The organism is Streptomyces sp. NPDC107538 (assembly GCF_055657445.1).
In genome coordinates this window covers 52,985-65,964 of record NZ_JBVKAY010000009.1, presented here as the reverse complement: position 1 = coordinate 65,964, position 12,980 = coordinate 52,985, and the positions used below count along the sequence as shown (strand labels likewise).

The 12,980-nt window shown below is 71.0% G+C and carries 11 protein-coding genes and 1 riboswitch; of the genes, 8 read left to right on the top strand and 3 right to left on the bottom strand.

Features of this window, described 5'->3' with window-relative positions; genetic code table 11:
- Positions 1-123: 123 nt before the first annotated feature.
- A complete protein-coding gene (bcp, locus tag ACZ7MG_RS29440; RefSeq protein WP_471393244.1) occupies positions 124-591 on the bottom strand; it encodes a thioredoxin-dependent thiol peroxidase in 468 nt (155 codons plus the stop codon).
- A gap of 104 nt (positions 592-695) precedes the next feature.
- On the opposite strand from bcp, the gene ACZ7MG_RS29435 reads away from it, so the two are divergent.
- The 3 genes from ACZ7MG_RS29435 to ACZ7MG_RS29425 all read left to right on the top strand — a co-directional run bounded on the left by ACZ7MG_RS29435 (position 696) and on the right by ACZ7MG_RS29425 (position 1,908).
- A complete protein-coding gene (locus ACZ7MG_RS29435; RefSeq protein ID WP_471393246.1) occupies positions 696-1,034 on the top strand; it encodes a DUF3618 domain-containing protein in 339 nt (112 codons plus the stop codon).
- A 51-nt stretch (positions 1,035-1,085) separates the two neighbouring features.
- Positions 1,086-1,427 carry a GroES family chaperonin gene (locus ACZ7MG_RS29430; RefSeq protein WP_033525031.1) on the top strand — a complete coding sequence of 114 codons (342 nt, stop codon included), beginning with the start codon at positions 1,086-1,088 and terminating at the stop codon, positions 1,425-1,427.
- A 65-nt stretch (positions 1,428-1,492) separates the two neighbouring features.
- Positions 1,493-1,553, top strand: a riboswitch (guanidine-III (ykkC-III) riboswitch).
- A gap of 34 nt (positions 1,554-1,587) precedes the next feature.
- Complete coding sequence (locus ACZ7MG_RS29425) at positions 1,588-1,908, top strand: DMT family transporter (RefSeq protein WP_045560647.1); 321 nt, start codon at positions 1,588-1,590, stop codon at positions 1,906-1,908.
- A gap of 19 nt (positions 1,909-1,927) precedes the next feature.
- Here ACZ7MG_RS29425 and ACZ7MG_RS29420 read toward each other — a convergent pair whose 3' ends face one another.
- Positions 1,928-4,276, bottom strand: a complete 2,349-nt coding sequence (locus ACZ7MG_RS29420) for a transglycosylase domain-containing protein (RefSeq protein WP_471393382.1) — start codon at positions 4,274-4,276, stop codon at positions 1,928-1,930.
- Positions 4,277-6,194: 1,918 nt separating this feature from the next.
- Between ACZ7MG_RS29420 and ACZ7MG_RS29415 the strand changes: the two genes are divergently transcribed.
- The 4 genes from ACZ7MG_RS29415 to ACZ7MG_RS29400 are packed head-to-tail and all read left to right on the top strand — an operon-like array spanning position 6,195 to position 9,837.
- On the top strand, positions 6,195-6,995 hold the full coding sequence (locus ACZ7MG_RS29415) for an ABC transporter permease (RefSeq protein WP_471393249.1): 801 nt from the start codon (positions 6,195-6,197) through the stop codon (positions 6,993-6,995).
- The gene (locus ACZ7MG_RS29410; RefSeq protein ID WP_471393252.1) at positions 6,988-7,884 is read left to right on the top strand and encodes an ABC transporter permease; all 897 of its coding nucleotides are present in this window, start codon (positions 6,988-6,990) and stop codon (positions 7,882-7,884) included. The genes ACZ7MG_RS29415 and ACZ7MG_RS29410 overlap by 8 nt, the downstream gene beginning before the upstream one ends.
- A gap of 16 nt (positions 7,885-7,900) precedes the next feature.
- Positions 7,901-8,944: an ABC transporter ATP-binding protein gene (locus ACZ7MG_RS29405; protein ID WP_471393255.1), complete on the top strand. Its 1,044-nt coding sequence runs from the start codon at positions 7,901-7,903 to the stop codon at positions 8,942-8,944.
- A gap of 32 nt (positions 8,945-8,976) precedes the next feature.
- On the top strand, positions 8,977-9,837 hold the full coding sequence (locus ACZ7MG_RS29400; protein WP_471393256.1) for a DUF1707 SHOCT-like domain-containing protein: 861 nt from the start codon (positions 8,977-8,979) through the stop codon (positions 9,835-9,837).
- Positions 9,838-10,032: 195 nt separating this feature from the next.
- Here ACZ7MG_RS29400 and ACZ7MG_RS29395 read toward each other — a convergent pair whose 3' ends face one another.
- Positions 10,033-11,358, bottom strand: coding sequence for an SGNH/GDSL hydrolase family protein (locus ACZ7MG_RS29395; protein ID WP_471393259.1), 1,326 nt, complete (start codon positions 11,356-11,358; stop codon positions 10,033-10,035).
- 301 nt (positions 11,359-11,659) lie between these two features.
- On the opposite strand from ACZ7MG_RS29395, the gene ACZ7MG_RS29390 reads away from it, so the two are divergent.
- Entirely contained in the window at positions 11,660-12,973 is a 1,314-nt protein-coding gene (locus tag ACZ7MG_RS29390; protein WP_471393385.1) for a DUF445 domain-containing protein, read from the top strand.
- The last annotated feature ends 7 nt before the right edge of the window (positions 12,974-12,980 follow it).

Below are 12,980 nucleotides of genomic sequence, written 5' to 3'. Positions count from 1 at the left end.
GCCACCTGTTCGCGGCTCGTACGGAGTAACGAACCGTTAATCGGACAGTTACGCCCGAAATACGGAACAGCCCGCACCGGGAGGTCCGGTACGGGCCGTGGGGGTGGCGGTGGCCGCTGGGGCTCAGATGCCAAGGTCCTTGATGATCTTCGCCACGTGGCCGGTCGCGCGGACGTTGTAGAGGGCGTGGGCGACCTTGCCCTCCTCGTCGACGATGATCGTGGAGCGGATGACGCCCAGGTAGGTCTTGCCGTAGTTCTTCTTCTCGCCGAAGGCGGCGTAGGCGTCCAGGACCGTCTTGTCGGGGTCGCCGAGAAGGGTGACCTTCAGGGACTCCTTCTCGCGGAACTTGGCGAGCTTTTCGGGGGCGTCGGGGGAGATGCCGATGACGTCGTACCCGGCGTCCGCGAGGAGCTCCAGGTTGTCGGTGAAGTCGCAGGCCTGCTTGGTGCAGCCGGGGGTCAGGGCGGCCGGGTAGAAGTAGACGATGACCTTGCGGCCCTTGTGGTCGGACAGGGACACCTCGTTGCCGTCGGCGTCCGGGAGGGTGAAGGCGGGGGCCACGTCGCCGGGCTGGAGTCGCTCGCTCATCGTTCCAGCGTAATGGCGGGCCCTGGCGGTGCGGCGCCGGGTGGAGCTGACAGACTGTCCGTCACAAGGGATTTCAGGGACAACCGACTACGGGAGGCCGCGCGGTGGCGGAGACCTCGGACACCAGGACCCCGGCCGAGATCGAGGCGGACATCAAGCGCCGCCGCGACAACCTCGCCGAGACGCTCGACGAGATCGGCGTCCGTGTGCACCCCAGGACCATCGTGGGCGACGCCAAGGCCAAGGTCGTCTCCAACATCGACCACAGCATCGGCAAGGCCTATGTGTCGGTCAACCGTGTGGTCACCGACGTCAGGGGTCAGTTCGTCGACGAGGACGGGGCGCCCCGGGTCGAGCGCATCGTGCCCGTCGCGCTCGTGGTCGTCGGTGTCGTCGGTGTCGTGGGGCTCCTCGCCCTCGGCACCCGGCGTCGCAAGGCCTGACCGGGGCCGGTCGGGCGACGGGGACAGCGACGAGGACGGTAGGTTCGGGGTGTGAGCGAGAAGACCCAGCACGACAAGTTGCCCATCCGGATGCTGCACGACCGTGTGCTCGTGCGGCAGGACACCGCCGAGGGCGAGCGGCGTTCCGGCGGCGGCATCCTGATCCCCGCGACCGCGGCCGTCGGCCGGCGCCTCGCCTGGGCCGAGGTCGTCGCGGTCGGCCAGAACGTCCGGACCGTCGAGCCCGGCGACCGGGTCCTCTACGACCCCGAGGACCGCGCCGAGGTCGAGGTCCGGGGCGTGGCGTACGTCCTGATGCGCGAGCGCGATCTGCATGCCGTGGCGGCGGACCGGTTCGAGGGGTCGGAGGACTCCACCGGCCTGTACCTCTGATTTACGGGTGGGAGTAGGCGGTGGGGGTTGGTGACCATGGTCACCAACCCCCACCGCCTTCTGTTTGTTACCTTTGAGGGGCCCGACGAGACGCGCCGTACCGGGATGAGGAAAAGACGACGCACCCCCGATTCTTCGCATGGATCACGGAGGTGCCGTCATGGCCTGGGTGCTGCTCGTCGTCGCCGGACTGCTGGAAGTCGGCTGGTCGATCGGGATGAAGTACACCGACGGATTCACCCGGCCGCTGCCCAGCGTGCTCACCGGCGCCGGCATCGTCGCCAGCATGCTGCTGCTGTCCTACGCCGCCCGCACGCTTCCCATCGGTACCGCGTACGGCGTGTGGGTGGGGATCGGGGCGGCCGGGGCGGCGGTGTTCGGCATGGTGTGGCTGGGGGAGCCGGCCACCGCCGCCCGGATCTTCTTCGTCTGTCTGCTGCTCGTGGCCGTGGTGGGGCTGAAGGCCACCTCCGGCCACTGAGCGGGCGTAGTCACCTCAGCTAGCCGAACGGTCCCACCGAGGTCTCGCCTCCCGTGGTCGCGCCGCCGTCCGTCGTGCCTCCGTCGGTCGTCGTGCCCCCGTCCGTCGTGCCTCCGTCGGTCGTGGCGCCGCCGGTGGAGGCGGTGCCGCCGTCCGTCGAGGTGCCGCCGGTGGACGTGGTACCTCCGTCCGTCGCCGTACCGCCCGTGGAGTCGGTGCCGCCGTCGGTCGTGGGCGTGCCGCCGGTGGTGGTGGCGTCCCCGGTGTCGTCGTCCGTCGGGCCGCCGGTCTCCTCGTCGCCCGTGGCACTGCCGGTCTCCTCGTCGCCGGTGGCGCCGGGCTCGTCGGCGGGGGTGCTGGGCGGGGTGTAGACGACGTCCGCGCCGACCTGGAGGTCGAGGTCGAACTCCTTGACCTTCTTGCCCTTGAGGGCGGCCTTGGTGAACTGCGCCCAGATCTCCGTGGGCGCCCCGCCGCCGTTGACGCGCTGCAGACCCATCGCGCCGTACAGCGGCTTGTGGGCGCCGGTCTTGGGGTCCTGGCCCATGACGGAGACGACGGTGGCGAGGTCCGGGGTGTAGCCGGCGAACCAGGCAGCCTTGTCCTCCTCGGCGGTACCGGTCTTGCCGGCGACCGGGTGGCCGGAGGTCTGGGCGGCGGTGGCCGTACCGCTCTGGACGACGCTCCGCAGGATCGACGTGGTGGTGTCGGCGGCCTTGCGGCTGACGGCCTGCGTGGACTCCGTGGAGGGCAGGTCGACCGCCGCGCCGCCCTTGCTGATCTTCTCGATCATGGTGTATGTGCCGTGCTTGCCGTGGTTGGCGAGCGTGGCGTACGCCTCCGTCATGTCCAGGACGCTCGCGGTGGCGGTGCCCAGGGCGATGGACGGGTACGGGTTCATGTCCGGGGTGTTCTTGGGCAGTCCGAGGTCGATCGCGGTCTTCTCGACCTTCTCGGGGCCGACGTCCACGGCCATCTGCGCGTACACCGAGTTCACCGAGCTCTGGGTGGCCTGGCGGACGGTGATGTTGCCGTAGTTGACGTAGTCCTCGTTCTCGGGGTCGTACACGGGGCCGGGCCAGCCCACCACGGGGCGCTTGTTGGTGCCGTCGTAGACGGTGTTCGGGGTGATCGCCTGGCCGCTCTGGTTGTTGGAGGCGTTCTCCACGGCGGAGGTGAACACGAACGGCTTGAAGGTCGAGCCGACCTGGAAGTCGCGGCGGGTCGCGTTGTTGACGTACTGCTTGGTGTAGTCGATGCCGCCGTACATCGCGATGACCTTGCCGGTCTTCGGGTCGATGGAGACACCGCCGGCGCGGACGTAGTTGTCGACCTTGCGGTTCTTCTTGTCGAGCTTGTCCATCAGCTGGTCGTCGACGGCCTTGATGAAGGCGTTCTGCATCTTGGGCTGGATGGTGGTGGTGATGCGGTAGCCACCGCCGTTCTCCAGCGCCTCCTCGTCGATGATCTTGTGGTCGTAGAGGTACGACTTGATGGCCTCGACGAGGTAGCCGCGCTGGCCGGAGAAGGCGCTGGACGTGGTGGCCTGCTTCGGCATCGGGAACTTCGCGCCGGTCCGCTCGGACTGCTTGAGCCAGTTCTCCTTGACCATGCCGTCGAGGACGTAGTTCCAGCGGGCGACGGCCGCGTCCTTGTTCTCGGGGTGGGCGACGACGTCGTACATGCTCGGCGCGTTGACCAGGGCGGCGAGGTAGGCGCCCTGCTCGGCGGTGAGTTCGTCGGCGTCCACGCCGTAGTAGGCCTGGGCGGCGGCCTGGATGCCGTAGGCGTTGCGGCCGAAGAAGCTGGTGTTGAGGTAGCCCTCAAGGATCTCGTCCTTGGTGACCTCGCGGTCCAGCTTGATCGCGATGAAGAACTCCTTCACCTTGCGGGTGACGGTCTGGTCCTGGGCCAGGTAGTAGTTCTTCACGTACTGCTGGGTGATGGTCGAGCCGGACTGCTTGCCCTTGCCGGTCGCGGTGTTCCAGGCGGCGCGGATCATGGCCTTGGCGTCGATGGCCGGCTCGGAGTAGAAGTCGCGGTCCTCGGCGGCGAGTACGGCGTGCTGGGCGGCCTTGGAGACCTTCGACAGCGGGACGTTCTCGCGGTTGACCTCGCCGTCTCGGGCGATCTGGGTGCCGTCCGCGTAGAGGTAGACGTTGGACTGCTTGGTCGCGGCGTCCTGCGGCTTCGGGATGTGGACCATGTTGTAGCCGAGCACGAAGGCGCCCATGATCAGCATGAGTCCGAGGACGAAGGCGCCGAGCACCATGCGCCAGGTGGGGATCAGCCGCTTCCAGCCGGTGCGCTTGGGCCGCTTGGCCTTCTTCTTCCCCTTGCCGCCGCCGGGGGTGGGGGTGGGGGTGATGTCGGGGACGACGGTGGGAGCGGCGGCGGACGCGGTGGCCGCGCCGCCCGTGGCCTTCCCGGCGGACGCGGTGGCCGCGCCGCCCGTGGCCTTCCCGGCGGAGATCACGCCGAGCGCCTGCGTGGGCGTGTCGGCCCCGGGCCGCGCACCGGAGGCGCCGCCCTTCCGGGCGGGCGTTACGGCCAAGGTGGTGGTCGGCGTGTCATCACCGCCCGCGCCGCCGCCCGCGCCGCCGCCCGCGCCGCCGCCCGCGCCGCTGGCCGCGCCGGGCGTGCGGGGGGTCTTGGCGCCGGGGGCGCCGGTGGGGTGGCCTTCGGCGGAGGGGGTGGTGGGGCGGCCACTGGTGGAGGAGGCGGTGGGGCGGCTTCCGGTGGAGGAGGCCGAGGTGGAGGAAGGAGAGCCGGTAGAGGCAGGGGAGGAGGGAGTGGGAGAGGCAGGGGAGGAGGCCGAGGCAGAAGCAGCGGCTCCAGCCCCGGTCCCGGCCGCAGCCCCAGTCCCGGCCGCGGCTCCAGTCCTGGCCGCGGCTCCGGTTCCGCTCCCAGTCCCGGCCGCCACGGCTCCGGTTCCGGCTCCGGTTCGGCCCCCAGTCCCGGCCGCAGTCGTGGCTCCGGTTCCGCCTGCGCTGCCGGCGGGGTTGCGGTCACGTCCGGCACCGGGCCCGGTGCCGGACGCACCGGCCGGGCTGCCGCCCAGCCCCGCGGCCTTGGCAGCCCGCGCCGCTCTGGCAGCCCTGGCGGCCCTGGCGTCCGGAACCGCGGCGGAGCCGCCGTCACGTCCGGCGCCGGCGCCGCCGCCGGGCTGATCGTCACGCGCGCCGCCGGTACGACCGTCACGAGCCCCGGGACTCTGACCGTCCCGAGCTGCGCCGGAGTTACCGTCACGAGCATCGGAGGTACTGCCGGCGGCCGACGCCGACTCGGCCCCGGCCCCCCGCCCACCGGCCTTCCCACCGCCAGCCGAGCCAGAACCGCCCGAGCCGGGCTGCCCGCCCGATGCCGCCCCGGCCCGCCCCTCGGCCACCGAGCCGGAGTGCGAACCGGCTCTGCCGCCGGCCGCCGAGCCGGACTGTCCACCGGATCGTCCGCCGGACGCCGAGCCCGACTGCCCACCGGATCGTCCGCCCGAGGCCGTGCCGGACGGGCTGCCGAGGGCCGAGCCGGACTGCCCACCGGGTCGTCCCCCGGACGCGGTGCCCGCCTGTGAGCCGCCCCGCCCCCCGGCCACCGAGCCGGAGTGCGAACCGACCCTGCCGCCGGACCCCGCCGGCCCCGACTGCCCGTCAGACGCCAAGCCGGGCTGCCCGCCGGACCTGCCGCCGGACGCCGAGCCGGGCTGCCCGCCGGACCTGCCGCCGGACGTCGAGCCGGGCTGCCCACCGGCCCTGCCGCCGGACGTCGAGCCGGGCTGGCCGGCGGGTCGTCCCTCGGGCCCCGGGCCCGAGGGGCTGGCGGGTGTGGCTTTGGGCCTTCCGGGGGAGGGCGGGGCCCCGGGGGCGGTGCCCGGGGGCGTGCCGTCGGTGTTTCCCTTGGCCTCGTTGTCACCGGACCCCGGAGTGCGGCGCTCCGGATCCCTCGGTGCCCAGCCCGGGCCGTTCCGCTTCGGCTGCGGCTCGTCGCTCATCGTGCTGCGGTGCTCCTGTTTTCGCGTCGTACGTTCATTTCCGTACGGCCTCGTACGCTTTACGCCCGCTCCGGGCCGGTTCTGAACCCCTGAGTAAAGACTCTCGTACTGTTCGATCCGTTCCCGGATCCCGTGACGTCCCCCTCACACCCCACGCGCACCCCACGAGCGCCACCGTCCGCCCCCGAAAACGCATGGCAGGCCCCTCCGGCCGCGGACTAGGCTCCTTCGCTTCGGCCCGAATCGGTCCAGGCCTCGGCCTTTCGCCTAACTCTTCGCAGCGGATGGGGGTTTCCTCGTGGGCACAGGGCGGTTGTACGCCGCCGTCGCCGCCGGTGGTTTCAGGCGGTACGCGACATATCGGGTGGCCACCGCGGCGGGGGTGTTCACCAACACGGTCTTCGGCTTCATCCTCGCATACACCTACCTGGCCCTCTGGCACGAGAAGCCCCACCTCGGCGGCTACGACCAGGCCCAGGCACTCACCTATGTCTGGGTCGGCCAGGCCATGTTCGCGGTGATGGTACTGGGGAGTGTCGGGTTCGAGGAGGAGTTGATCGAACGGATCCGGACCGGGGACATCGCCGTGGACCTGTACCGGCCCGTCGACCTCCAGCTGTGGTGGCTCGCCGCCGACATGGGCCGCGCCCTGTTCCAGCTGCTCGGACGCGGTGTCGTCCCCATGGTGTGCGGCGCCCTCTTCTTCGACCTCGCCCTGCCCGACGGGCCCCTGCCCTGGCTCGCCTGCCTCGTCGCGGTCGCCCTCGGCGCCCTCGTCAGCTTCGCGATCCGGTACATCGTCGCCCTGTGGGCGTTCTGGCTCCTCGACGGCGCCGGAGCGATGCAGATCACCTGGCTCACCGGAGTCTTCTTCTCCGGGATGCTCCTCCCGCTCAATGTCTTCCCGGGCGCCCTCGGCGACCTCGCCCGCCTCCTGCCCTGGTCCGCGCTGCTCCAGGCCCCGGCCGACGTCCTGCTCGGTGAGGCCGACCCCTGGGCGACGTACGCCTTCCAGCTCGCCTGGGCGGCCGTACTGCTCGCGGTCGGGCGGCTCATCCAGTCGGCGGCGACCCGGAAGGTGGTGGTCCAGGGTGGCTGACCTCGACGAGCGGACGGATACAACGGATACCAGGGCCGGTCGAACGGCTGGGAACCCCTTCGACGCGTACGGCCCGGCCGACCGCGTACGGGACGGGCTGCGCGCCTACCGCATGATCGCCGCCATGTGGATCCGCTCCACGATGGCCTACCGCGCCTCCTTCGCCATGACAACGTTCGGCAACTTCGCGGCGACTTCCTTTGACTTCGTGGCGATCCTGCTCATGTTCTCCCAGGTCGACGAGTTGGGCGGTTTCTCCCTCCCCGAGATCGCTCTGCTGTACGGCACCTCCGCCGTTGCCTTCGGTCTCGCCGACCTGATGATCGGCTCGATGGACCGGCTGGGGCGGAGGGTCCGCGACGGCACGCTCGACACCCTCCTCGTACGACCCGTGCCCGTGCTCGCCCAGGTCGCGGCGGACAAGTTCGCGCTGCGCCGCCTCGGCCGGGTCACCCAGGGCCTGTTCGTCCTCGGGTACGCCCTGACCACGCTCGACATCGCCTGGACCCCGGCCAAGGTGCTGATGATCCCGCTGATGGTGGGCAGCGGCGGGCTCATCTTCGCGGCGGTGTTCGTCGGCGGCGCGGCCTTCCAGTTCGTCGCGCAGGACGCCTCCGAGGTGCAGAACGCGTTCACGTACGGCGGTGCGACCCTCCTGCAGTACCCGCCCGCCCTCTTCGCCAAGGACCTGCTGCGCGGGGTGACCTTCGTCCTGCCGCTCGCCTTCGTCAACTGGGTGCCCGGGCTGTACGTCCTGGGCCGCCCCTACCCCCTCGACCTGCCGTCCTGGACCGCCTTCACACCCCCGCTGGTCGGCGTGGCCTGCTGCGCGCTGGCGGGGGTCGCCTGGCGGGCGGGCCTGCGTTCGTACCGGAGTACAGGAAGCTAGGGAGTCGGAGTCGGCCGTGACAGACAGTGCGTTCAGTGCGTTCATCGAGCTCGACCGGGTGGAGAAGGTCTTCGACGTCCGGAAGAAGACCGGGTTCCTGCGGCGGGAGCGGCGCGAGGTGCGGGCGGTCGACTCGATCTCCTTCACCGTGGCGCGAGGGGAGATGGTCGGCTACATCGGGCCGAACGGCGCCGGGAAGTCCACCACCATCAAGATGCTGACCGGCATCCTGACGCCGAGCGGGGGCCGGCTGCGGGTCGCCGGTATCGACCCGTCCCGGGAGCGGACGCGGCTGGCCCGTCGTATCGGTGTCGTGTTCGGGCAGCGTACGACCTTGTGGTGGGACCTCCCTCTCATCGACTCCTACCGGCTGATGCACCGCATGTACCGCATCCCCGACGCCCGTTACCGCGAGAACCTCGACCGCTGTGTCGAACTCCTCGAACTGGGCGCGCTGTTGGACGTGCCCGTACGGCAGCTCTCGCTCGGCCAGCGGATGCGCGGGGACATCGCGGCGGCCCTGCTGCACGACCCCGAGGTGCTGTATCTGGACGAGCCGACGATCGGACTGGATGTCATCAGCAAGGCCAAGGTCCGGGAGTTCCTCAGGGAGCTGAACAGCGAGCGGGGCACGACCGTGCTGCTCACCACGCACGACCTCCAGGACATCGAACAGCTGTGCCGCCGGGTGATGGTCATCGACCACGGGCGGCTGATGTACGACGGGCCGCTGACCGGGCTGCACGAGGTGGGCGAGAGCGAGCGCACCCTCGTCGTCGACCTGGAGCGTGAACTGCCGCCGATCGAGGCCGCGCCCGCCCGGGTCGTCCGGGTGGAGGGGCCCCGGCAGTGGCTGGCGTTCCCGGCGTCGGAGTCGGCGGCGCCGCTGGTGGCGCGGATCGCGTCCGCGTATCCGCTCGTGGACCTCTCCGTGCGGGAGCCGGACATCGAGGCCGTGATCGCCCAGATGTACGCGCAGCAGGCGGAGCGGGTCGCGGAGGAATCGGCGGCGGAGGAGGCTGCGGAGCGGTTGGGGGAGTCGGGGTCGGCTGTGTCGTAGCACCGTGCGGGGCTTCCTCGTAGGCTGATCGTATGACGGACGACACGCCGGATCTTCCGGCCGCCGCGGATCTTCGTGCCTCCGACGCCGATCGTGAACGGGTCTCCGAGCAGTTGCGGGACGCCCTCGCGGAGGGGCGGCTCGACATGGAGGAGTTCGAGGAGCGGCTGGACGCGACGTACAAGGCGCGGACGTACGGCGAACTGGCGCCGATCACCCGGGATCTGCCCGGGGCGGGGACCGTGGCGCCGCCGGTCGTGGTGCCGTCGTCGTCGGTGTCGTCGGCGTCCGTCTCGCTGGTCAAGGGGCCTGCGGCGGACGCGAGTTGGCCGGAGCGGATCGTCGGGGGCGAGGGGACGTCCACGTGGGGCGTGGCGATCATGTCCGGGTTCGAGCGCAAGGGGCGGTGGACCGTGCCCGCGCGGTTCGACTGCTTCGCGTTCTGGGGCGGCGGGGAGCTGGATCTGCGGGACGCGGTCTTCGCGGAGCGTGAGGTCACGATCAACTGCGTGGCGATCATGGGCGGGATCAATGTGATCGTGCCGCCCGGGGTCGAGGTCGTGGTCCGGGGCATCGGGATCATGGGCGGGTTCGACCATGGCGAGGAAGGGGTGCCGGGGGAGCCGGGCGCTCCGCGGGTGATCCTCACCGGGTTCGCGTTCTGGGGCGGGGTCGGGGTCGAGCGGAAGGTGCCGAAGGCCGAGCGGCAGCGGTTGAAGGAGGCGCGGCGGCGGGAGCGGGTGGAACGGCGTGAGGCGCGGCGGGAGTTGGGTGCGTCCCATCGTGATCACGCGCACGAGATGCGTGAGGCGCATCGGGATGCGATGGAGCAGGTGCGGGACGCTCTGCGGGAGCGGCGGGATGAGGAGCGGGAGCGGAGGCGGGAGTACTAGGCCGGCTTTCGGGTGCGGGTGCGTCGTGGTTGCTCGCGCAGTTCCCCGCGCCCCTAAAAGATTGCGCAGTTCCCCGCGCCCCTAAAGATTGCGCCGTTCCCCGCGCCCCTGAAAGGACGCGCCGTTCCCCGCGCCCCCAAAAGGATTGCGCCGTTCCCCGCGCCCCCGGATCGCCCTCGGATCGCCCCCGAGTGGCTACAGCTCCGCCGGTACCGCGCCCTTCAGTTGGTGTAGGTCGAAGACGTTTGCCATTCGTTCGTAGCCGCGGTCGCTGGGGTGGAGGTGGTCGCCGGAGTCGTAGTCGGGGCGGAGACTTCGGGGGTCGTAGGGGTCGCGGAGGGCTTTGTCGAAGTCGGCGTAGGCGTCGAAGACGTTGCCGGAGCGGATGGTGGCGTTAACGGCCTGGCGGACGGACTCGCGCTGGTCGGAGTAGCCCCGGTGGCCGTGGAAGGGCATCAGGGTGGTGCCGACGACGCGCAGGCCCCGGGCGTGGGCCCGGTCGACGAGACGGCGCAGGCCCTCGGTGATGGCCTCGGGGTCGGCCCGGCCGGGGTTCTTGAGGATGTCGTTGACGCCGAGGTCGATGACGACGGCCTTGACACCCGTCCGGCCGAGGACGTCCCGCTGGAAGCGGGAGAGGCCGCTCGGGTTCTCGGCGGGGCGGCCGTTGCCGTCGGTGAGGACGCGGTTGCCGCTGATGCCCTCGTTGACGACGCTGTAGCGCGGGATGCCGGAGGAGCCGGTGGCGGCGCGGAGCCGGCCGGAGAGGACGTCCGTCCAGCGCCGGTTCTCGTTGACCGTCGAGGTGATGCCGTCGGTGAGCGAGTCGCCGAGGACCACGACCGTGCCGTCGGACTCGTTGCTCAGCACGTCCAGCGCGGTGACGTACCGCCAGTGGAGTGTCTGTGTGGTGTACGGCTCCCCGGTGACGTCCGCCACCCGGTCGCCCTCGGCGGTGTACGAGATCTGCCGGGCGTGCGCGTGGTAGGTCGCGGGGCCGGACGGGGTGGGTGAGTAGGTGGTGATCAGTACGTCGCCGCCGTGCGGGATGGCCACCCGTACGGCGTCGCTCACCACCTGCTGACCTGCGGCGATGACGACCGTCGGGTTGCCCGCGAAGGTGAGGCGGCGCATGGTCTCGGCCGCCGCGGCCGGGGTGTCCGAGGCGGCGGCGACGGCGAGCGAGGCGTGGGTGATGGTCAGCGGCTGCTGGCCGTAGAGATTGGACAGCGTGACCCGGGCACTCGTACCGGCGGCGGTCGTGTGCACCACGTTGCGGACCGAACGGCCGGCCAGGCCCGCCTGCTCGGTGCCTGGCTCCGACCCGCTCGGCGAGGCCGCCCAGGCACCGACCCAGGCGCCGGTCGAGGCGGGCGCGGCGCTGTTGCGGGGCGCGCGGGTGAACGTCTCCTGGCGCTGGGAGCCGTCGTCGATGCCGACGCCGACGTATATCGCGGCCGAGATCGCCACGACCAGGGCGGCGATGGCCGCCAGAAGTGCATAACCGTGCTGCTTGGTCATGCGGTGTGTTACTCCTCGGGCTGTGGAGCCCCGAGGCTCCGATGTGATCACCCCATCATGCGTCATGGGGTGAGGGCTGCTTGTCGGAACCCCCATCGGTTCCCCCGCCCGGACAGACGCGGGGAACTCCTGTTCCGTTCCAGGAGTAGGTCTCAGTGGGTCTATGGAGTACGTCACCAAGAGTCGAAGCGCCGAAGAACGGACAATGTGAGTACGGGGGACAGGAACGGGTGGAGTGATGGACGACCGTACGAATGCGGAAGACACGGCGGCGACGTCGACGGCGCGGGCGACGGCCGCGATGTCGGCGGATGCGGCAGGGACCGGCGAGCCGCGCGCCTCGCACCGCACCATGACCACCTTCAGCGCCGCCGACGAGGAGAAGCAGCGCGGCGTCCGCCAGATGAAGCTCATCGCGGCCGGGCTGCTGCTGTTCGTGGCGCTGGTGTACGTCCTGGCCAAGTGGGCCGCGCACGAGGGCGCGGGCGCCTGGGCCGGTTATGTCGCGGCGGCGGCCGAGGCGGGCATGGTGGGCGCGCTGGCGGACTGGTTCGCGGTGACCGCGCTGTTCCGGCATCCGCTCGGGCTGCCCATCCCGCACACCGCGATCATCCCCACCAAGAAGGACCAACTGGGCGTCTCGCTCGGTGAGTTCGTCGGCGAGAACTTCCTCTCCCAGGACGTCGTACGGCAGCGGCTGCGGGCCGTCGGCATCGGCAGCCGGCTCGGCGCCTGGCTCGCCGAGCCGCAGAACGCCGATCGGGTGACGGCCGAACTGGCGACCGCGCTCCGGGGCGCGCTGACCGTGCTGCGGGACTCGGACGTGCAGGCGGTCGTCGGGGAGGCGATCACCCGGCGGGCGAACGCCCAGGAGATCGCGCCCGGCATAGGGAAGATGCTGGAGAAGATCGTCGTCGACGGTGGCCACCGGAGGGCCGTCGATCTGATTTGCACCCGCGCCCAGAACTGGCTGATCCTCCACGACGAGCAGGTGATGGACGCGGTCGAGGGCGGCGCCCCCGGCTGGACCCCCCGGTTCGTCGACCGGCGGATCGGCGAGCGGGTCTACAAGGAGCTGCTCCGCTTCGTCACCGAGATGCGCGACTCGCCCACCCATCCGGCGCGCGGCGCCCTGGATCGTTTCCTCACCGACTTCGCCACCGACCTCCAGTCCGACACGGACACCCGGGCGCGCGTGGAGCGGCTGAAGGGCGAGGTGCTCGGCCGGGGCGAGGTCCAGGACCTGATCGCCTCCGCCTGGACGGCCGTACGGTCGATGATCGTGTCCGCCGCCGAGGACGAGCGCAGTGAGCTACGGCTGCGGGTGCGGGCCTCCCTGCTCTCGCTGGGCACGCGGCTGGCGACCGAGCCGAACGCCCAGGCCAAGGTGGACAAGTGGCTGGAGGGCGCGGCCGTGCATGTCGTGACCACCTACCGCGCGGAGATCACCTCCCTCATCACCGAGACCGTCGCGAGCTGGGACGCCGAGCACACGACGAAGAAGATCGAGGCCAACATCGGCCGTGACCTGCAGTTCATCCGGATCAACGGCACGGTGGTGGGGTCGCTGGCGGGGCTGCTGATCTACACGGTGTCGCGGGCGCTGGGGGCGTAACACCTGG